Raw genomic sequence first — 16231 nt, 5'->3', positions numbered from 1 at the left:
AATCCTCCGTTGTGGATGATGTTCGTTGGTGCCTGTCAGATCTCGGTGTAGGTCTTTGCACCCGGAAACCGAGCGCGCAAACGCGTGTACTGGGTCCGAGCGGGTTTCGCTATCTGCCGCATCGTGCCGCGCAGTGTCCTGCGCACACCCACACCGATCGGGGACGCGAAGTCCCGGTCGACGCGTTCGAGCGCTCGATTGAGCGCGTCGGCAGATCCGCCCACGTCGGGGTGGTAGCTCCTGATCGCCTCTCGGCGTGCGGATCGGCGATCAGGAACTGGACCACGAGAGTGCTCAGGCATCGTGCGCACGACCGACTACGTCTTCCACTGTCACGTTCACGGGGCCTGTAACGATTCCTGAAACCGCTTGGCGGATACGTAAAGCCGTATCTCGAACGGCGGCGTCGGCGAAGATGCACACATGGATGTCTGTCGACGACTCCGTCACCCGCACGCCGACGACGCGGCGGCCGGGGAGGTACGTGCCAACCTCGCCGAACATTCCGGCATGAAGCGAGGCGACCCCAGGTATCCCCGTCACAGCCGCCGCGATGGTGTCGGCGATTTCGGAACTCACTGCACCCGTGCAGTCTTGGGCTCGCCGGTTTCGTCGTCACTGCCCTCGTCGAGGTGAACGTCGTGAACCGTGATGTTCACCTCGGTCACTTCGAGACCCGTCATCCGTTCGAGCGCCGCAATGACGTTGCGGCGAATGCCGGTGGCCAGATCGGCGAGCGATACGCCGTACTCGGCCACGATGTCGATGTCGACCGCTGCCTGCTTTTCGCCGACCTCGACCGATACTCCCTGGGAGTGGTTGACACTCGCGCCGGGGATCCGCTCGCGCAGTGCCCCGACAACCCGCGACGCTCCGCCGCCGACGTCGTACACGCCGCTCACCTCTCGCGTGGCGATGCCGGCAATCTTCGAGACAACGGTGTCGGCGATCGACGTCTTTCCTTGCGAACTCACGAGAGCCGAGTCGTTCGATGATGCAACATCCTTCGTAGATGCTGTCGCAACCTGCGTGCTGACCATTGTCATCTCCTCCTGTTGATCGATCTACCTGTGTAGTCGTCACTCGAAGGCAAAACCGAATGCCCCAGTCAGGTGACGTGCATCACTGACACTTGTTAGTTACTGTCCGTAACATTCAACGCCCCGGCCGGGCGAACAATCTTCGAACGCAGCCGAGTTTTCCGCATTTCCGCGAGAGGAGCGACTGTGGCGTTACCGCATACACAGGGGCTCACCGAAGCACCTGACGGTTTGGACACCGCGACAGTGAACGCTGCGATACTCGGCGACCGAGAAGCATTCGAGTCACTGGTGCACTACTACGGACCTGCACTTCACCGCTATGCGCGTCGCATGCTCGCAGACGAAGGTGACATTCTCGAGGTAGTCCAGGACACCTTCGTGGCCGCCTGGCGTCGACTCGATTCGTTTCGTGGCGAATCGTCGATGCGAACATGGCTTTTCGCGATCTGTTCCCGAAAGATCGTGGACAGCTATCGAATCAAGAGAGCTCAACCGATCGACGACAGATTGCTCGATCCTCTCGTGCCGTCTCCCGAGGCCGGCCCGTTCGACACGACCTCGAACTCCGCGTTCCTCGAGGCACTGGAAGAAGCGTTGGGTGAACTGCCTTATCGCCAGCGTGCGGCATGGACGCTGCGAGAGGTGGAGATGCTCACGTTCGTTCAAATCGGCAAGATTCTAAGACTCACCCCGGATGCGGTGCGCGGGCATCACCATCGTGCACGGGCTAACCTGAGTGAACGAATGACGAGGTGGCGATGACTGAATCACGAACCGACGCATTGATGGCGCACGCATCCGACGTCCTGCGGAACGCTCCCGAGCCGGGCTGGGATCGAATCAGCGACAAGGTGATCCGGGCGCTACGGTCGACCTCGGCGTCCGGTTGGCCGCTCGACGCACACGCGTCGGAAGGTCCACGTCTAGGCACTGTGTCGGTGAGCGATCACGTACTCCGCACCCACTTGGCCGCCGAGATACGTTCTCGGCACCACTGCTCGCCGAGCAGCATCGAGTTCTTCGTCGACGGCCACGAAATACGTTCACTACGTATCGAACTGGCAGCGCCATACGGAGTGGATCTGGCCGAACTGTCGGACCGGGTTCGGTTCACCGTCGTGGACGTCGTTCACCTGATCCTCGGCGACACGGACCCACCGGTCTCTGCAGAGAGCATCCACGTCGCCGTAGTCGACATCGTAGATGATCTACCTGCCGAAGGGAACACCAAAAGCCACTCCGAACACTAGGTGTTTGTTCGGCAAGTGTTTGGGAACCCGGCACTCATGACCACTCCCCCACCACCGGATCCGGGCCCCGCCCCCGACCCGGGGCCGCCGACACCACCGGCGCCGACACCACCCGATCCGATGAATCCGCCGCCCGTGCCACCGACTCCGACGCCACCGAACCCGTACCCTCCGGATCCGATCCCGCAGATCTGACGTCGGCTGCCCCGAACTTCGGAGTTCAACCGCCGAGTTCGGCGATCATCTCGCTCAACGATTCTGCGGCGATACGTAGTTCACCTTCGTCGGGATTGTCGGGTGAGGACGGTAGACGTTCGGCCAACTGCTCGCGAGTGACAAGCGAGATACCCTCGAGACCGAACCCTTCTTCATCGGGGACGTAGATCTCGATCTCGCCCCCGACCGCTACCAGTTCCGAATGGGGGCCACTGCCCAGCAGTGCACGCAGGTGTTCGGTCGTCACGGTCATATGGTTCACGTGAAATCTCCTGCTTCGGTGACAGCTGACTTTGCCGGTATGGACTCGACGTGACGTACTGGCTCGACGTGACGCACTACCCCCTACTGAGTACCCCTCGCGGGTGAGCAGGAAACGACAAGTACATGAACAACGACTTCCCGAAGGAAACGCGCACCATGAGTGAACAGAATTCCACCGACCGCACGGATCAGACGGACGAGCCGCAGACCACCGGCACCGACCACGGTCCGGGAACCGGCTCCGACACCGCACCCAAGGACGTTCAGACCGATCCGTCGGGCGAACGTACGTGGGCCGACGAGGGCGGAGCCTCGAGCACCGGCCCGGCGACTGACACCGACTGATCCCGGAAGGTCTGAACCATCGGGACCAAGGTCCCGTGGGCCGACGCTCACGGGACCTTGAAATCCGTACGGATCTAACGCTTTTCACCTGGGTTTTCGCGATGCGGTAAGGTAGGCACTCAGCACGGTTGAGTACCCAGCCGTTGAAGACGAGCACGGTTCGTGCGTTGCTTCCCGTGCCGTTTCCCGGTTTCGAACGAAACCGTTTCGAACCAGACCGTTCGAACGAACCGTTTCGAGCAATCCGTCAGGAGTTTCGATGAACGAGTTTTCGAGAACTACAGATGAGCGTACGGACAGTCCCCCCACCTTCACGACGACCTGTGCCGAAAACATTCAGTCGCTCGTGGTCAGCGGCGAGATCGACGTCCGGTCCCGAGCTGATTTCGCTGCCTGCGTCGACGACCTGATCGGTGAGCGACACCCGTTCGTACTCGACTGCTCGGACGTCCAGTTCATCTCCGTCGGAGGTCTTTCCATCATCGAGACTCTGTCGGCCAAGGCACGGAGGCTCGGCGTGCCTTGGCCGCTCGTCGCAGCGCACCCTGTCAGGCGTCCGCTGTCTCTTCTGAAGATGGACACCGACATCGTGTACACCGACTCGACAGCCGATGCAGTCGCGTACCTGTCCTCGACCTCCGTCCTGGACGAGACCCTGGCGGAGCCGATGTCGGCGTGAGTACCGATCTCGAAAATCTCTCCGAATTCGTCGTCGTCGCAAACCGACTGCCGGTCGATCTCGAAACCGACGAAGACGGAAGCAAGAACTGGAAGCGAAGTCCGGGTGGGCTCGTCACTGCGCTCGAACCCATCCTCCGACAGCGGGATGGCGCCTGGGTCGGCTGGCCGGGGGTCGCGGACGAGAAGGTCGATCCGATAGTGGTTGACGGCCTTCGTCTGTTTCCCGTCGAGCTGACCTCTCAGGACCTCGCCGAGTACTACGAGGGGTTCTCCAACGACACGTTGTGGCCGCTCTACCACGACGTTCTGGTGGCTCCGACGTTCGAGCGGTCGTGGTGGCACACCTACGTCGCAGTCAACCAGCGGTTCGCCGAGGAAACCGCGCGTTGCGCCGCGGACGGAGCGACTGTCTGGGTGCAGGACTATCAGTTGCAACTTGTGCCGGCGATGCTGCGCGAGCTGCGGCCAGATCTGACGATCGGGTTCTTTCTTCATATCCCGTTCCCTCCGGTCGAGCTCTTCATGCAGCTTCCGTGGCGCAAGGAGATCGTCAGGGGAATGCTGGGCGCCGATCTGATCGGCTTCCACTTACCTGGTGGCGCAAACAATTTCCTGTTCTTGGCCCGCAAACTTCTCGGCCTCAAGACGACGACCGCGGGCGTCGGTGTTCGAAGTGCGCTCGGGCATGTGGATTTCGATTCTCGCGTCGTCAAGGTGGGCGCCTTTCCCATCTCCGTCGATTCTGCCGAACTCGAGCGCCAGTCGAAAAGCGATTCGGTCCTGCGTCGCGCGCGCGAATTGAAGGAAGAGCTGGGAAATCCCGAGAAAATCCTGCTGGGAGTCGACCGGCTGGACTACACCAAGGGTATCGACCTGCGGCTTCAAGCCTTGAAGGAACTCCTCGACGAGGATCGTCTGGATCCGGAGAAGTACACGATGGTGCAGCTCGCGACGCCCAGTCGTGAACGCGTGCAGCACTACATCGACCTGCGTAGCGTCATCGAAGAGCAGGTGGGCCGCATCAACGGTGACCACAGTCAGATCGGCCGCCCCGTCGTACACTACCTGTATCAGCCGGTCGACCGTGAAGAACTGATCGCACTGTTCGTCGCTGCCGACGTCATGCTCGTGACGCCGATGCGCGACGGGATGAATCTGGTGGCCAAGGAGTACGTGGCCTGTCGTGGCGACCTCGGAGGTGCTCTCGTTCTCAGCGAGTTCACCGGTGCCGCAATGGAATTACGACAGTCATACCTGGTCAACCCGCACGATTTGGACGGCGTGAAGAATACGATCCTGACCGCGGTTCATCAGGATCCGAAGGAAGGCCGTCGCCGTATGGCTGCGCTGCATCGACAGGTCATGACACACGATGTGCATCAGTGGGCCGAGTCGTTCCTGACTGCGCTTGCCCCACCCGGACCGCTTCCGGACGATCAGTTCGTCACGGAGCGTGAGTCGAACTTTGCGCGCAACAACTGACCCTCACGGGCTTGCGTCAGTGCGCTCGGAGACTCGAGCTAGGATTGGTTTCAGTTCATCGTCAAGCAGCGGCTGCGAACTGATCTCCTCGACATAGCCGTGCAATGCTGCATCGGCCCAGAAAGACAGGCCGACCATGCCCCTCACGATGAAGTACTCCGAAACCTACAACGACGCTCTCATTGCGCTCGCTGCCGCTACTCATCGGCCGGCCAACGTGGTGAACCTGTTCGGCGAGTACGCCATTCGTGTTGACCTCGAATACAACCGGTTCCTTCTGGCGACCAATACCGCGGCTGGACTCTCCGATCGACCCGACAACGGAGAATCATGGCTGGTGCGGTTCTTCCAATCCGAGAACACCGACACTCCGGATCGCCTCCTCGCGGAGGCGTCGCATCAATGGTTGGTCGATGCGTTGGACGCCGCGCTCGAACAGATCGCAGCGGCAGGGAACAAAATCTCCGCCGACGCGGACTTCGGCGACCCTACCCGCACCGAAACTCCATCCTGAACGGCATCGTCTCGAGCAGCACCACTAGTCCCCCTCGGCGGTCAACTGGCTGATTCGAGCCGCTAAGACTGCATTCTCGGCCTCGAGGGACAGAATCAGACGAATACCGACGAGATTGACTCCGTCGTCGATCAGCGCGGTGATTCGTCCGAGCGTATCCAGGTCGGCCTCGCTGTACCGGCGCGTACCGCCATCGGTGCGGGTTGGTGTGAGCAAGCCCCTTCGCTCGTAAAGGCGCAGCGTCTGAGGTCCTACCCCGGACAGTTCAGACATCACTGAGATCCCGTACACGCCGCGCAGCGCCCGGGTCTGGGATTCCGACGTCACTGGAACCTCCTAGTTCGGTGTGGGCTGTCTCAATCGGCGTCACCCGACCTTAGCACCATCACGCAGTGAATCTGACGCCCAGGACATAGATTCAAGCGTGTCCAGGACCACTGACAACAAGAATCGTCGAGCAGAAAAGGCGTGAAATGGCAGATCAAAGCCGATTTCGACAAGATTGCACAATGCGCTTCCTTCGCCCGCGTATCGAAGTAGCCTTGCCAATTATCTACATCGGCTGATATAGATTTTGTAGCACCTGAAAGCGCCATAACTGGAGCTCGAAGGCGCAGAACACCCAGACGTCGGAGTCGGTGGTTCAGCCGACTCCCTCACGGCACACTCTTCACCGGGAGCAAGATGACGACGATCGACATCCCGCCCACACAGGGCGAGAGCACCACCGGCATCGGAATCACTGTCGCAAGTGCGACTTTGACAACCGAAGAGGTCAAGCGCCGAATCGCGATGATGTACGGCGACCCGGTGACAGAGGAGCCAGTAGCACTCGCGCACTGAACCTGACCGACACGCGATCCGATTGACGATGGCGCGAGACCGCCCCACTGGAGGGCGATCCCCATCAAGACGAGAGGAAAACATATGTCCGAGTTCACCGTACCGGGACTGAGCAGCGCAGACGGTTCGTCCGTCGCCGATATTCTGCAGGAACGCCTCAGCGCCTACAACGATCTTCACCTCACGCTCAAGCACGTTCACTGGAACGTCGTGGGCCCCAACTTCATCGGCGTGCACGAGATGATCGACCCTCAGGTGGAGTTGGTTCGCGGCTACGCCGACGATGTGGCCGAACGTATCGCGGCACTGGGTAACTCACCCAAGGGCACCGCGGGAGCAATCGAGCGCGATCGAACGTGGGACGACTACTCCGTCGGCCGCGACGACGCTCGTGCGCACCTCGCTGCGCTCGACCTCGTCTACACCGGGATCATCACCGACAGTCGCACCGCAATCGACAGTGTCGGCAAGATCGATCCGATCACCGAGGACATGTTGATCGGCCAGACGGCGCAGTTGGAAAAGTTCCAGTGGTTCGTTCGTGCTCACCTCGAGAACTCGGGTGGCAGCCTCGTACACGAAGGCGCGTCCACCGAGCAGGATGCCGCAAATGAGGCGCGTCAGAACTGATGCACCGTCCGCGGTTTCGGCCGATCGGGGGTCGGCCGAAACCGCACTCCCCACAACAGGAAAGGGCAAGAGCATGTCTGCGGACTCGCGCGGCACCTCGACACAAACACGTCGCGAGTATCAGATGTTCGTGTTGCAGCAGCGTTTGTTGTTCGGATCGATCCTGGCAGGCACCGCCCTTGGAGTTCTCGCGATCACCTACTTCTGAAATATCAGGGGCCGCAACCGTCGAAGACAGGACAGAAACGACACAATCATGAGTTCGAGCACTCTCCGCTCGATCGTTCGTAGCGATCGATTTGCGGCAAGCAGTTCTTCTCTTCTGCTCGTGGACAGCGATTTTCGTATCCAGGGCGCAAACGACGAATACCTTGCCGTATCCGGTCGCAGCCTCGATCAATTGCACCGAGTGGAAGTGTTCGAAGCCTTCCCCGACAATCCCGACGACTCGTTTGCCGATGGAATCTTCTCGTTGACAGCGTCATTCGAGCGCACGATGCGGTCCCGAACTCGGGACACACTGCCGACTCAGCGTTACGACGTGCGCGACGAGCGCGGGAGCGGGATGTTTGTCACCCGATATTGGAATACGGTGAATTCCGCCGTCACCGATGATGACGGCAGAGTCATCGGTGTGCTTCATCGTGTATACGAGGTTCAACGACCGCTGGCTCAGCAGTCCAGTTCGGCGTCAGACGTCCTCACCCGCCTTCGCGCGGAAAATGACGAACTGAGAAGAGCTTTGGATTCTCGGCCCTTGATCGAGCAGGCCAAGGGATTACTGATGGCCGAGCGTGAGTGCTCGGCCGACCAAGCCTTCGACTTTCTGGTCCAGATGTCGCAGGAATGGAACGTCAAGGTGCGCGACATCGCCGGTGGTCTTGTCGCCGCAGCAGAACGACGTGCCGTGGATCAAAAGAATTCCTGACGACCGGGATTCAAAAGTTGTACGGCTGGGTAATGACCGACCAGAGGTACCCCCGAAATCTTCCCCCTCGAGGGAGGAGCCTCGAAGGTCCCGCCGGTTCAGGCCGGCGGGACCGAGCTTTGCCTTAACACCCGACCTGGATCCGCGATCCGAGTCGAGTTCGTCACGCAGCGAAGGGAACGTCCATGTTCATGCGCTCCTACACATCTCCCAGGCCCCTTGCCGACGAGTGGGATTGGCAACTGTCCGGCACCTGCCGCGACACCGACCCCGCTCTGTTCTACGACGACACGAACGAGCGCGGCTCCAGGCGAGCGAAGCGCGAGAGTTCGGCGAAGCTGGTGTGCGCCAGATGCCCTGTCGTGCAGAGATGCCTGGTGCACGCCATCCAGACCGGGGAACCCCACGGTATCTGGGGCGGCATGACGGCGACCGAGCGAGAATCGTTGCGCAAAGCTCGAACTGAACCACTGATCAGTGCCGCGACGAGCTCACGAGAGTAGACAGGAACCTCAGGGCCTGGCCTCGTGGTGCCGCAAACCGTGCGTGCGGCGTCGCTCCTTCATCTCGGCTTCGAAGAGGTGCGGCACTCCGCCTGCCAGCTTGTCGCGCACCACTTTCTCGCATTCACGAAAAAACGACCAGTAGTTCTCGTCGAACTCTTCGACCAACTGGAAAGTCCAGCGCCCCTCGACCACGTTCCGGCCCATCAACTCGCCCTCGACCTGATCGGCCAGGTCGTCGTTGCCGCTGGATCGCAGTAGCTCGACGACCTCGTCGAGCATCAGATCGGCATGCCCTATCAGCTGATGGAAGTCGTACAGAGCACCGCGTGCCCGTTCCACCGTTTCAAGGGCGTTCGACAGCACTCCTGCCGCCTTCACCTCGTCATCAGTGACACCTTCCGGTCGTATGTGTACGGGGATCTGTCTGTCCGAATGGGTGTCCATGAAGCGGCTGTACCCGAACGACGCGAAAATGAAAGATGAGGATTCGGTACGTCCGCACCACAGGTGATGTGTCTCACAATTCATCCTCTAGTTCGGGTAAAGAGGGTTAGTTCGCCGGGCGAAGGGTAATCCAAGGCCATGAATACTTCCGGGGTAGAGATGGCTGGCACGCACGGCCGGTACCGGTCCTTGCCTCGGTCCGCCGGAATTACGCCACATCTACCTACAGGAAGCCCCTTGATCCCTCTGTCGAGTCCGACCGAAACCGAACTAACTCACGACTCCATCGCCTCGCTCCGCGTCCGCGCGTCGTACTCTCAACTTCCCACTCTGCGCGGAATCACCCGAACGGTTGCCAACAACACCGGACTCGATGTCGACGGAACAGCCGACCTTGCTCTGGCGATGGACGAAGTCGCGAGCATCCTCATCGGCCACGCGATACCGTCCAGCGACTTGACCTGCCGATTCGACACCGTCGGCCGCACACTTCGGACCGTCGTGTCCGTGATCGCGCACTCCGAGATACCCGACAAGTCGCACAGCTTCGGATGGTTCGTTCTCGAAGCGCTGGTCGATTCCGTCCGCTTGGAACAGTCGGAAATCGACGCGGACGGTCACATCACCCTGACGATGACGCTTGAAAAGGGCTTGCCCCAGGAGCGTGCGTGACCGCTGTCCCACCGGACAAGAAGGACCAGTACGAAACAGCTGTCGAACTGTTCGTCTCGATGGCCTCGCTTCCGCCGAATGATCCCAGCCGAGAAAAGATCACCACCTCGATCATCGAACTGTGCCTACCCCTGGCCACACACGTCGCTCGCCGGTACCAGGGGCGTGGCCAGCCTTTCGAGGACTTGGAGCAAGTTGCTCGCGTCGGGCTCATACAGGCCGTGCAGCGATTCGACGTCGACAAAGGATCGGATTTCCTGTCGTTCGCCGTCCCGACCGTCATGGGTGAGGTTCGCAAGCATTTTCGCGATCACGGCTGGTCCGTGCGAGTGCCTCGTAGCCTTCAGGAACGGCACCTTGCCCTCAACCGGGCGCTCACGACTTTGTCCCAGACGCTCGGCCGTGCACCGACAGTCGCGGAACTCGCCAAGGAACTCGACATCGAACCGGACGAGGTCGAACAAGGTTTGACCGCCGGTAATTCGTACCGAACCACACCGCTCGACACCGCGTCCGCCGGCGACGGGAGTGGTCTGACTCTGATAGACACTTTGGGACAGTACGACGAAGCGATCAGTCGGATCGACAATCACGAAACCCTGCGGCCCGCGCTCCTGGCACTACCGGAGCGCGAGCGCACGATCGTCGTTCTCAGATTCTTCGGCCATCTCACCCAATCCCAGATTGCCGAAAAGGTCGGCATCTCTCAGATGCATGTATCCAGAATCCTCACTCAGTCACTGAAGCAGCTACGCACCGAGATGGGTGAAATCTTCTGAAGGTACGTCTCGAGGATCAGATGTATTCCTGTGCAAGACGTTCCAGCTCGTCTCGATCGATGAGACCGGGCTGGCCGATGTCGAGGGCCTCGAGATACTTGTTGGCGAGGCGGTAATCGTGCCCCCACCGGCCGTGCTCGCCGTCCTGCTCGGTGCGCTGCACACTGGAACCGGGCGGAACCTCGTCCCGCAAACCGTTGGTCTCCGCGCCGATCAGTGTGTCGAGCTTGGTCGAGATGGCCGTGAGTGCATCGCGGTCGTTCATCTGATTCCCTTCGTCCGGTGACGCTGATCTTCCACCATACCGAAGCGTCGAGCCAAAAACATTGCACCGCTTAATATTCGACCTCTCACCTGGACCGATTCACGCCCTCGAGCTACACTGAACGGTACCGAGGTTGAGAATACAGCCGGGGTTGAAGCCACTGGCGCTCGGTTCGCATCAAGGCTCTGGATCAGGTGAGCATTTCCTGCGCACATCTGTACTGTTCATTTCCATTGAGCTCTAAAGCTTTCCACGCCTGGACGCATTAACTTTCCGCGCCGCCAGATCGGTCGTCAGCCTTTCGATGAAAGCACACAGACCGGATCTGCCATGAATCTGAATGAACTCGACCACACACCGATCGATTCCATCGATCCCTCAACACAATTGGGGCCGATCGTGGAAACGCATGGTTTCGCGGCCTGGCGGATAGCGCCCTCGACAGTCCTGATCCAGGTCGAGGTCGACCTCGACAAACTCTCCGCCCCAGCACTACGAGAACTTCTCAACTCGTACGCTGCGGAGTGGTCTCGCGTCATTCTGGACTTGTCCAACTCACTGTTCGTCGGTGCGGTCTGCCTCGAACTGTTCGCCGAGCTGAACTCCCGTTCGCGAGCCAACGACTTCCAGTGGGCCGCGATCGGGTCACACCCGCTTCGACGCTTGCTTCGCGCGGCGCGGGCGGAAGAGGAATTCCCGGTCACCAACTCTGTCGAGGGAGCAATGCGCGCGCTCGACGAAGCAGAGAAGTCACTCGAAGCCTCCTGACGCGACGGCTGCACCGGCGTCGAGCGCCGGGCGCTCGCAGCGACTAAGGTTCGTCGGGCTGTCCGACGAGCTGAGAGAGACCGAGAATGACAATCGCCAAGCGCCTCGATGCCTTGCAACAGAAGCATCCGGCCCTGGGGTTCCCGATAGCGGTCCTCTACAAGTTCCTCGACGATCAAGGTGTTTATCTAGCCGCGCTGATCGCTTACTACGGCTTCGTCTCGCTCTTTCCTCTTCTTCTGTTGCTCTCGACCATTCTCGGCTTCGTGCTGTCGGGCAACCCTGAGCTTCAGCAACAGATCTTGGACTCCGCGCTGCATCAGTTTCCGGTGATCGGTGACGACCTGGGCAATGCGCAACAGATCGGCGGCGGTGTCACGGGTCTGGTGATCGGAATCGTCGGTGGTCTCTACGGTGGCCTCGGTGTCGCTCTGGCTTGCCAGAACGCGATGAACACGGTGTGGTCGGTGCCCCGAAACATGCGACCGGATCCCATCCGCGGGCGTCTCCAAGGGCTACTACTCCTCGGCACGATCGGTCTCGCGATCTTGGGGACCACCGCTGTCTCCAACATCGGCGGTGCGCTTCATCTGGGCGGTTCGTTCAGCTTCCTGCTGACCCTTGCGGTAGTCGTCTTGAATGCGGGCATCTTCATCGTCGCTTTCCGGCTCACCTGCGCCCGCCCGCTCTCGGTAGCCGATGTGGCACCTGGAGCGATCGCCGCTGCTGTTCTCTGGCAAGCACTTCAGTCCTTCGGTGCCCTCTATGTGACCTCTGTGGTGCGGGGTGCCTCCACCACCAATGGCGTCTTTGCCATCGTTCTGGGTTTGTTGGCCTTCTTGTTCCTCGCTGCAGCCTCGATCGTCATGTGTGCGGAAATCAACGTCGTGCGAGTCGACAAACTCCATCCGCGGGCGTTGTTGGCTCCGTTCACCGACAACACCGAACTCATCGAAGGCGATCGGCGCACCTTCGCCGATCAAGCAAAAGCACAACGCGCGGTTCCCCACGAGAACATCCATGTGACGTTCGACGGGCACACCAAACCCGACGATTCGGACTGATCTCGACCCCGATCGAGTTGGGTATTTGGTCCCCTCCTCGGTATCGGGGTGGCATTCTGCGCCGCGAATCCAGATTTAACACAGGTGTTGTCATTTCGCGCTGCATCGAAGGGACGAATACATCACAGCAGGTAAACGCGCATAGTTGAACAATCACCTGCTTCCGACGTGGTCCCGGAACGGGACAAAGCCGTCAAATACTGCAACTCGCCATGCATCTAATTGGAGACAGAAAAAGAAGAGCATGGCAGGATCAGGTGTGAGACCGGACTCTCGATGGGAGGGCTCGGCTCGATGGATCCAGGAGAATTTGGTTATGGCTCAGGGCAGTGTCAAGTGGTTCAACGGTGAAAAGGGCTTCGGATTCATCGAGCAGGAAGGTGGCGGACCGGATGTGTTCGTTCACTACTCGGAGATCCAGGGCAGCGGCTACAAGTCCCTCGACGAGGGCCAGAAGGTCGAGTTCGAGATCGGACAGGGCCAGAAGGGCCCCCAGGCTCAGAATGTTCGCGCCATCTGAGTTCGATCCCAGTCTGACTTCAGACTGAAAAGGCTGGACGCTGCACCGCATGGTGCCGGCATCCAGCCTTTTCTTGGTTTCCGGGTCGTCTCGGTTCACGGGTCGGGCTTGTTCCGAATATTGGCACCGGTTACGTCGCTCGCGCCCGCTTCTTCTTGTGGGAGCTGTCGCAGAACGGCGCGATGCCGGTCCGCCCACATCGACACAATGCAACCGTAGAGCGCTTGTTCTCTATCGGAGTGCCGTCGTCACGGAGCAACTCGAAGTCACCACGCACCAGCAGCGGGCCGTCCGTGCAGGCGGTTATGGTGGTGTTGTTACCGGGAACACTCGGTGTTTCGGCAGATGACGATTCGGGAAACGCGGTCATATGTCCTCTTCAGTTCTCGATTCGGCCACTGGTGTGCCCACTTCCATGCCTGTTCCACAGGCCCGCGGCCCACTGAGCGCCACTCTCGTTTCCATTCTGCGCTCCTCGGCCGATCCGAGGGAGATTACGGCTGCCGCTGACGCGTACGAGGATGCACAGTCCACCGACCTCACCTACGACATTCTTCGTGACGACGACGCTCAGCTGACCCTGACGCTCCTCTACGAGCTTCATTTGCAGGGAATCGAGAACGTCTCGGACAAATGGGAGTGGAATCCGGACCTGCTCGCGGTGCGGTCTCGGCTCGAGGAGCGTTTCGAGTCCGCCATCGCGCAACTCGTGGGGACAGTGGAGTCGTCTGGCGACGTCGTGGCCGACCTCTGGTCGATGACCGCCCCCAGTGCAGGCCCAGGTCTTGCGTCCTTCATGGCGAAAGATGCAACGATCGATCAGTTCTCGGAGGTGCTGATTCACCGTTCGCTCAATCAGCTCCGCGAGGCGGATGTGCACACCCTCGGAATTTCGCGCCTCTCCGGTGCCGTCAAGGCCGCCCTCGTCGAAGTGCAGAGCGACGAGTACGGAGGCGGCCGCGCAGAGCGAATGCATTCGCGTCTTTTTGCCGACACCATGCGGGCTGTGGGTCTTTCGGACCGCTACGGCCACTACATCGATTCTGTTCCCGCGGTAACGTTGGCGTCGTTGAATGCTCTCTCGCTCTTCGGTTTTCATCGCCGCCATCTCGGAACGCTGGTCGGGCACCTGTGCGCTGTCGAGACCACGTCTGCGCTGCCGAGCAAACGATACAGCGCAGGACTGCGCCGACTCGGATTCGGTTCGGGCGCGACACTGTTCTACGACGAGCACGTGGAAGCGGATTCCGTTCACGAACAGATCGCCGTTCGGGATCTTGCCGGCGGTCTCGCTTCTTCGCAGCCGCACCGCACTGATGACATCTTGTTCGGCGCCGCAGCGTGCCTGGCGTTCGACGATCTTCTCGGCGATCACCTCACATCGAGTTGGGAGAAGGGCAAGACTTCGTTGCGCGAATGATCACGAGTTGTTCGATTTCCTGACCGGTGGTGATCAACCCTCGTGCCTCGAGCATGGTGCGCCTCTCGCGCATCACGGGCCCGAAGGGAACGTACTTCCGGGCTGAAATCTCTACGGCCATACCGTGTTCTTCGAGTATCGCCTCGGTCTTGTCGACCCCACACAGCACCGATTGCAAGAGAAGCAGTGTGCCGCCCGGGACGAGCACCTCGTGCACGGTGGCTGCGATCCTGTCGATGAGGGCGCGTCCGTCCTTTCCTGCGTCCCAAGCACGTTCGATTCCAGCGGTAGGGAGATCATCTGCAAGAGCAGGGACGTACGGCGGGTTGGAGATCACCAGATCGAAGAGTTCGCCGTGCACCGCCTCGGTGAGGTCGCCACGACGGGAGTCGATCGAGGTTCCGTTGAGGATCCCGTTGAGACGAGCATTGGCACACGCGCGGCGAGATATGTCGACCGCGACGACGTGGCCTGCGCCTGCCGCGGATGCCGCGACAGCGAGGGCGCCGGTCCCCGTGCACAGATCCAGCACCCGACTGCGAGCGGTGAGGCGCTCGAACAGCAGCGCATCCGCCAGTAACGACGTGTCGTGTTGCGGTGGATACACACCAGGTAAACGCAGGATCATCATCGGCTCCTCTTTTTCAGGCGACATCGCACATCGCTGCGTGCGGCTACCCAAGAACCTCGGATTTCATGCAACATCGAAGCAAAGACCGCCTGGAACGGTTACATCGCCGCACTTTGCGGAGTAGACCTGAATCATGACAGGCAATGCGGACACCCCACAGGGAGCCGCGGCGTTTGCTTCCGCAGCAGATTCGCTCGACACCCTCGCCGAAGCGATTGCCGGACTCCGGTCCACTCTGAACACGGACGCGCATCTCGACTCCATGCTCCAACGTCTGGCCGAGACGGCGGTCAAAGCGCTGCCGGATGCCGATGCTGTCAGCGTGACGGTGCTGTCCGCCGATGGCCCACGAACTGCTGCATCTACCGCGGACTACCTTTCCGCGATAGACGATGCCCAGCATTCCGCCGATCGTGGTCCGTGCGTTGACGCCGCGCGCACCATGTCGTCGGTTCGGTCGAAGGTGGGTGATCACGACGACAAATGGCCGGAATTCACCGCCGAGGCCCGGAAACAAGGTGTCCGGTCCTACTTGTCCGTGCCGCTCACCATGGGCGAAGGAAGCACCGAACTTCTCGGCGCGTTCAACGTCTACGGATTCGCCTCGACAGAGTTCAAGCCCTTCGACGAAGAGTTGATGAAATTGTTCACCGCCGGTGCGGGCGCGGCGATCGCAGATTCACGACGCTGGCGTCAGGCACACGAGCACATCGAACAGTTGCACTGCGCCATGGAATCTCGTGCCGAGATCGAACAAGCCAAGGGCGTGCTGATCGCCATCCACGGCATCGACGCCGAAGAAGCATTCAGCCGACTCGTTCAGCAATCGCAGCACACCAACGTGAAACTGCACGAGGTGGCCCGGATGCTCGTCGATTCGGTGCGCCACCGCCGGTTCTGAAGATTCTTCGGTGCAAAACCCCGTTTTGCACCCGAAAGCACAGTCGCAAAACCCCGTCTTGTACC

At 60.5% G+C, this 16231-nt stretch carries 27 protein-coding genes; 18 read left to right on the top strand and 9 right to left on the bottom strand.

The window, feature by feature from the left end; all coding sequences use genetic code 11:
* Positions 1 to 35: 35 nt before the first annotated feature.
* The 3 genes from YH3_RS08220 to YH3_RS08210 form a co-directional block, all read right to left on the bottom strand.
* Complete coding sequence (locus tag YH3_RS08220) at positions 36 to 224, bottom strand: hypothetical protein (RefSeq protein ID WP_007726577.1); 189 nt, start codon at positions 222 to 224, stop codon at positions 36 to 38.
* Positions 225 to 294: 70 nt separating this feature from the next.
* Positions 295 to 579 (bottom strand): hypothetical protein, encoded by a 285-nt coding sequence (locus tag YH3_RS08215; protein ID WP_007726575.1) that lies wholly within the window; start codon positions 577 to 579, stop codon positions 295 to 297.
* Complete coding sequence (locus tag YH3_RS08210; RefSeq protein ID WP_003943699.1) at positions 576 to 1040, bottom strand: Asp23/Gls24 family envelope stress response protein; 465 nt, start codon at positions 1038 to 1040, stop codon at positions 576 to 578. Before YH3_RS08210 ends, YH3_RS08215 begins: the two co-directional genes overlap by 4 nt.
* Before the next feature lie 186 nt (positions 1041 to 1226).
* On the opposite strand from YH3_RS08210, the gene YH3_RS08205 reads away from it, so the two are divergent.
* Together YH3_RS08205 and YH3_RS08200 are read left to right on the top strand one after the other, a co-directional pair.
* Positions 1227 to 1805 (top strand): RNA polymerase sigma factor, encoded by a 579-nt coding sequence (locus YH3_RS08205; protein ID WP_007726571.1) that lies wholly within the window; start codon positions 1227 to 1229, stop codon positions 1803 to 1805.
* On the top strand, positions 1802 to 2293 hold the full coding sequence (locus tag YH3_RS08200; RefSeq protein ID WP_218960345.1) for a hypothetical protein: 492 nt from the start codon (positions 1802 to 1804) through the stop codon (positions 2291 to 2293). The genes YH3_RS08205 and YH3_RS08200 overlap by 4 nt, the downstream gene beginning before the upstream one ends.
* A gap of 220 nt (positions 2294 to 2513) precedes the next feature.
* Here YH3_RS08200 and YH3_RS08190 read toward each other — a convergent pair whose 3' ends face one another.
* Positions 2514 to 2762, bottom strand: a complete 249-nt coding sequence (locus YH3_RS08190; protein ID WP_007726566.1) for a hypothetical protein — start codon at positions 2760 to 2762, stop codon at positions 2514 to 2516.
* 167 nt (positions 2763 to 2929) lie between these two features.
* Between YH3_RS08190 and YH3_RS08185 the strand changes: the two genes are divergently transcribed.
* The 4 genes from YH3_RS08185 to YH3_RS08170 all read left to right on the top strand — a co-directional run bounded on the left by YH3_RS08185 (position 2930) and on the right by YH3_RS08170 (position 5795).
* Positions 2930 to 3118, top strand: a complete 189-nt coding sequence (locus YH3_RS08185) for a PI-type proteinase (protein WP_136472457.1) — start codon at positions 2930 to 2932, stop codon at positions 3116 to 3118.
* 259 nt (positions 3119 to 3377) lie between these two features.
* Positions 3378 to 3797 carry an STAS domain-containing protein gene (locus YH3_RS08180; protein WP_064443229.1) on the top strand — a complete coding sequence of 140 codons (420 nt, stop codon included), beginning with the start codon at positions 3378 to 3380 and terminating at the stop codon, positions 3795 to 3797.
* Positions 3794 to 5281, top strand: a complete 1488-nt coding sequence (locus tag YH3_RS08175; protein WP_007726561.1) for a trehalose-6-phosphate synthase — start codon at positions 3794 to 3796, stop codon at positions 5279 to 5281. Before YH3_RS08180 ends, YH3_RS08175 begins: the two co-directional genes overlap by 4 nt.
* 136 nt (positions 5282 to 5417) lie before the next feature.
* Entirely contained in the window at positions 5418 to 5795 is a 378-nt protein-coding gene (locus YH3_RS08170) for a hypothetical protein (protein WP_007726560.1), read from the top strand.
* Between the two features lie 24 nt (positions 5796 to 5819).
* Here YH3_RS08170 and YH3_RS08165 read toward each other — a convergent pair whose 3' ends face one another.
* Entirely contained in the window at positions 5820 to 6122 is a 303-nt protein-coding gene (locus YH3_RS08165; protein WP_003943719.1) for a MerR family transcriptional regulator, read from the bottom strand.
* Between the two features lie 357 nt (positions 6123 to 6479).
* Here YH3_RS08165 and YH3_RS36010 point away from each other — a divergent pair, with 357 nt between their 5' ends.
* The 5 genes from YH3_RS36010 to YH3_RS08145 all read left to right on the top strand — a co-directional run bounded on the left by YH3_RS36010 (position 6480) and on the right by YH3_RS08145 (position 8699).
* Positions 6480 to 6638 carry a hypothetical protein gene (locus YH3_RS36010; RefSeq protein WP_003943664.1) on the top strand — a complete coding sequence of 53 codons (159 nt, stop codon included), beginning with the start codon at positions 6480 to 6482 and terminating at the stop codon, positions 6636 to 6638.
* A gap of 84 nt (positions 6639 to 6722) precedes the next feature.
* A complete protein-coding gene (locus YH3_RS08160; protein ID WP_003943731.1) occupies positions 6723 to 7268 on the top strand; it encodes a Dps family protein in 546 nt (181 codons plus the stop codon).
* Between the two features lie 73 nt (positions 7269 to 7341).
* A complete protein-coding gene (locus tag YH3_RS37115; RefSeq protein WP_256261806.1) occupies positions 7342 to 7476 on the top strand; it encodes a hypothetical protein in 135 nt (44 codons plus the stop codon).
* A 48-nt stretch (positions 7477 to 7524) separates the two neighbouring features.
* Positions 7525 to 8196 (top strand): ANTAR domain-containing protein, encoded by a 672-nt coding sequence (locus YH3_RS08150; protein WP_007726556.1) that lies wholly within the window; start codon positions 7525 to 7527, stop codon positions 8194 to 8196.
* A 185-nt stretch (positions 8197 to 8381) separates the two neighbouring features.
* Complete coding sequence (locus YH3_RS08145; RefSeq protein WP_003943622.1) at positions 8382 to 8699, top strand: WhiB family transcriptional regulator; 318 nt, start codon at positions 8382 to 8384, stop codon at positions 8697 to 8699.
* A 9-nt stretch (positions 8700 to 8708) separates the two neighbouring features.
* Here the strand turns inward: YH3_RS08145 and YH3_RS08140 are convergent, their stop codons facing one another.
* On the bottom strand, positions 8709 to 9146 hold the full coding sequence (locus tag YH3_RS08140) for a hypothetical protein (protein ID WP_039972685.1): 438 nt from the start codon (positions 9144 to 9146) through the stop codon (positions 8709 to 8711).
* A 237-nt stretch (positions 9147 to 9383) separates the two neighbouring features.
* Here YH3_RS08140 and YH3_RS08135 point away from each other — a divergent pair, with 237 nt between their 5' ends.
* Positions 9384 to 9818, top strand: a complete 435-nt coding sequence (locus YH3_RS08135; RefSeq protein WP_003943620.1) for an anti-sigma factor — start codon at positions 9384 to 9386, stop codon at positions 9816 to 9818.
* On the top strand, positions 9815 to 10597 hold the full coding sequence (locus tag YH3_RS08130) for a SigB/SigF/SigG family RNA polymerase sigma factor (RefSeq protein ID WP_003943639.1): 783 nt from the start codon (positions 9815 to 9817) through the stop codon (positions 10595 to 10597). Before YH3_RS08135 ends, YH3_RS08130 begins: the two co-directional genes overlap by 4 nt.
* A gap of 16 nt (positions 10598 to 10613) precedes the next feature.
* Here the strand turns inward: YH3_RS08130 and YH3_RS08125 are convergent, their stop codons facing one another.
* Positions 10614 to 10862: a hypothetical protein gene (locus YH3_RS08125; RefSeq protein ID WP_003943680.1), complete on the bottom strand. Its 249-nt coding sequence runs from the start codon at positions 10860 to 10862 to the stop codon at positions 10614 to 10616.
* A gap of 330 nt (positions 10863 to 11192) precedes the next feature.
* On the opposite strand from YH3_RS08125, the gene YH3_RS08120 reads away from it, so the two are divergent.
* From YH3_RS08120 to YH3_RS08110, 3 genes are all read left to right on the top strand, one after another.
* Positions 11193 to 11630 (top strand): STAS domain-containing protein, encoded by a 438-nt coding sequence (locus YH3_RS08120; protein WP_054187566.1) that lies wholly within the window; start codon positions 11193 to 11195, stop codon positions 11628 to 11630.
* A gap of 86 nt (positions 11631 to 11716) precedes the next feature.
* On the top strand, positions 11717 to 12694 hold the full coding sequence (locus tag YH3_RS08115; protein WP_003943713.1) for a YihY/virulence factor BrkB family protein: 978 nt from the start codon (positions 11717 to 11719) through the stop codon (positions 12692 to 12694).
* Positions 12695 to 13010: 316 nt separating this feature from the next.
* On the top strand, positions 13011 to 13214 hold the full coding sequence (locus YH3_RS08110; protein WP_003943666.1) for a cold-shock protein: 204 nt from the start codon (positions 13011 to 13013) through the stop codon (positions 13212 to 13214).
* A 130-nt stretch (positions 13215 to 13344) separates the two neighbouring features.
* On the opposite strand, the gene YH3_RS08105 is transcribed toward YH3_RS08110, so the two are convergent.
* On the bottom strand, positions 13345 to 13584 hold the full coding sequence (locus YH3_RS08105) for a CDGSH iron-sulfur domain-containing protein (protein WP_003943717.1): 240 nt from the start codon (positions 13582 to 13584) through the stop codon (positions 13345 to 13347).
* On the opposite strand from YH3_RS08105, the gene YH3_RS08100 reads away from it, so the two are divergent.
* Entirely contained in the window at positions 13585 to 14634 is a 1050-nt protein-coding gene (locus YH3_RS08100) for an iron-containing redox enzyme family protein (protein WP_007726547.1), read from the top strand.
* Here YH3_RS08100 and YH3_RS08095 read toward each other — a convergent pair.
* A complete protein-coding gene (locus tag YH3_RS08095; RefSeq protein WP_037131016.1) occupies positions 14591 to 15289 on the bottom strand; it encodes a HemK2/MTQ2 family protein methyltransferase in 699 nt (232 codons plus the stop codon). The genes YH3_RS08100 and YH3_RS08095 overlap by 44 nt on opposite strands.
* A 109-nt stretch (positions 15290 to 15398) precedes the next feature.
* On the opposite strand from YH3_RS08095, the gene YH3_RS08090 reads away from it, so the two are divergent.
* On the top strand, positions 15399 to 16166 hold the full coding sequence (locus tag YH3_RS08090; protein WP_054826874.1) for a GAF and ANTAR domain-containing protein: 768 nt from the start codon (positions 15399 to 15401) through the stop codon (positions 16164 to 16166).
* The last annotated feature ends 65 nt before the right edge of the window (positions 16167 to 16231 follow it).

Origin of the sequence: Rhodococcus sp. YH3-3, assembly GCF_001653035.1 — a bacterium.
GTDB lineage: Bacteria > Actinomycetota > Actinomycetes > Mycobacteriales > Mycobacteriaceae > Rhodococcus_F > Rhodococcus_F qingshengii.
This window is presented reverse-complemented; position numbering and strand designations above follow the sequence as displayed.

Coding starts and splice junctions, on each gene's coding strand:
- YH3_RS08210 (WP_003943699.1), bottom strand. CDS start 1,040: ATGGTCAGCACGCAGGTTGCGACAGCATCTACGAAGGATGTTGCATCA.
- YH3_RS08200 (WP_218960345.1), top strand. CDS start 1,802: ATGACTGAATCACGAACCGACGCATTGATGGCGCACGCATCCGACGTC.
- YH3_RS08190 (WP_007726566.1), bottom strand. CDS start 2,762: ATGACCGTGACGACCGAACACCTGCGTGCACTGCTGGGCAGTGGCCCC.
- YH3_RS08185 (WP_136472457.1), top strand. CDS start 2,930: ATGAGTGAACAGAATTCCACCGACCGCACGGATCAGACGGACGAGCCG.
- YH3_RS08180 (WP_064443229.1), top strand. CDS start 3,378: ATGAACGAGTTTTCGAGAACTACAGATGAGCGTACGGACAGTCCCCCC.
- YH3_RS08170 (WP_007726560.1), top strand. CDS start 5,418: ATGCCCCTCACGATGAAGTACTCCGAAACCTACAACGACGCTCTCATT.
- YH3_RS36010 (WP_003943664.1), top strand. CDS start 6,480: ATGACGACGATCGACATCCCGCCCACACAGGGCGAGAGCACCACCGGC.
- YH3_RS08160 (WP_003943731.1), top strand. CDS start 6,723: ATGTCCGAGTTCACCGTACCGGGACTGAGCAGCGCAGACGGTTCGTCC.
- YH3_RS37115 (WP_256261806.1), top strand. CDS start 7,342: ATGTCTGCGGACTCGCGCGGCACCTCGACACAAACACGTCGCGAGTAT.
- YH3_RS08150 (WP_007726556.1), top strand. CDS start 7,525: ATGAGTTCGAGCACTCTCCGCTCGATCGTTCGTAGCGATCGATTTGCG.
- YH3_RS08145 (WP_003943622.1), top strand. CDS start 8,382: ATGTTCATGCGCTCCTACACATCTCCCAGGCCCCTTGCCGACGAGTGG.
- YH3_RS08140 (WP_039972685.1), bottom strand. CDS start 9,146: ATGGACACCCATTCGGACAGACAGATCCCCGTACACATACGACCGGAA.
- YH3_RS08125 (WP_003943680.1), bottom strand. CDS start 10,862: ATGAACGACCGCGATGCACTCACGGCCATCTCGACCAAGCTCGACACA.
- YH3_RS08120 (WP_054187566.1), top strand. CDS start 11,193: ATGAATCTGAATGAACTCGACCACACACCGATCGATTCCATCGATCCC.
- YH3_RS08115 (WP_003943713.1), top strand. CDS start 11,717: ATGACAATCGCCAAGCGCCTCGATGCCTTGCAACAGAAGCATCCGGCC.
- YH3_RS08110 (WP_003943666.1), top strand. CDS start 13,011: ATGGCTCAGGGCAGTGTCAAGTGGTTCAACGGTGAAAAGGGCTTCGGA.
- YH3_RS08105 (WP_003943717.1), bottom strand. CDS start 13,584: ATGACCGCGTTTCCCGAATCGTCATCTGCCGAAACACCGAGTGTTCCC.
- YH3_RS08100 (WP_007726547.1), top strand. CDS start 13,585: ATGTCCTCTTCAGTTCTCGATTCGGCCACTGGTGTGCCCACTTCCATG.
- YH3_RS08095 (WP_037131016.1), bottom strand. CDS start 15,289: ATGTCGCCTGAAAAAGAGGAGCCGATGATGATCCTGCGTTTACCTGGT.
- YH3_RS08090 (WP_054826874.1), top strand. CDS start 15,399: ATGACAGGCAATGCGGACACCCCACAGGGAGCCGCGGCGTTTGCTTCC.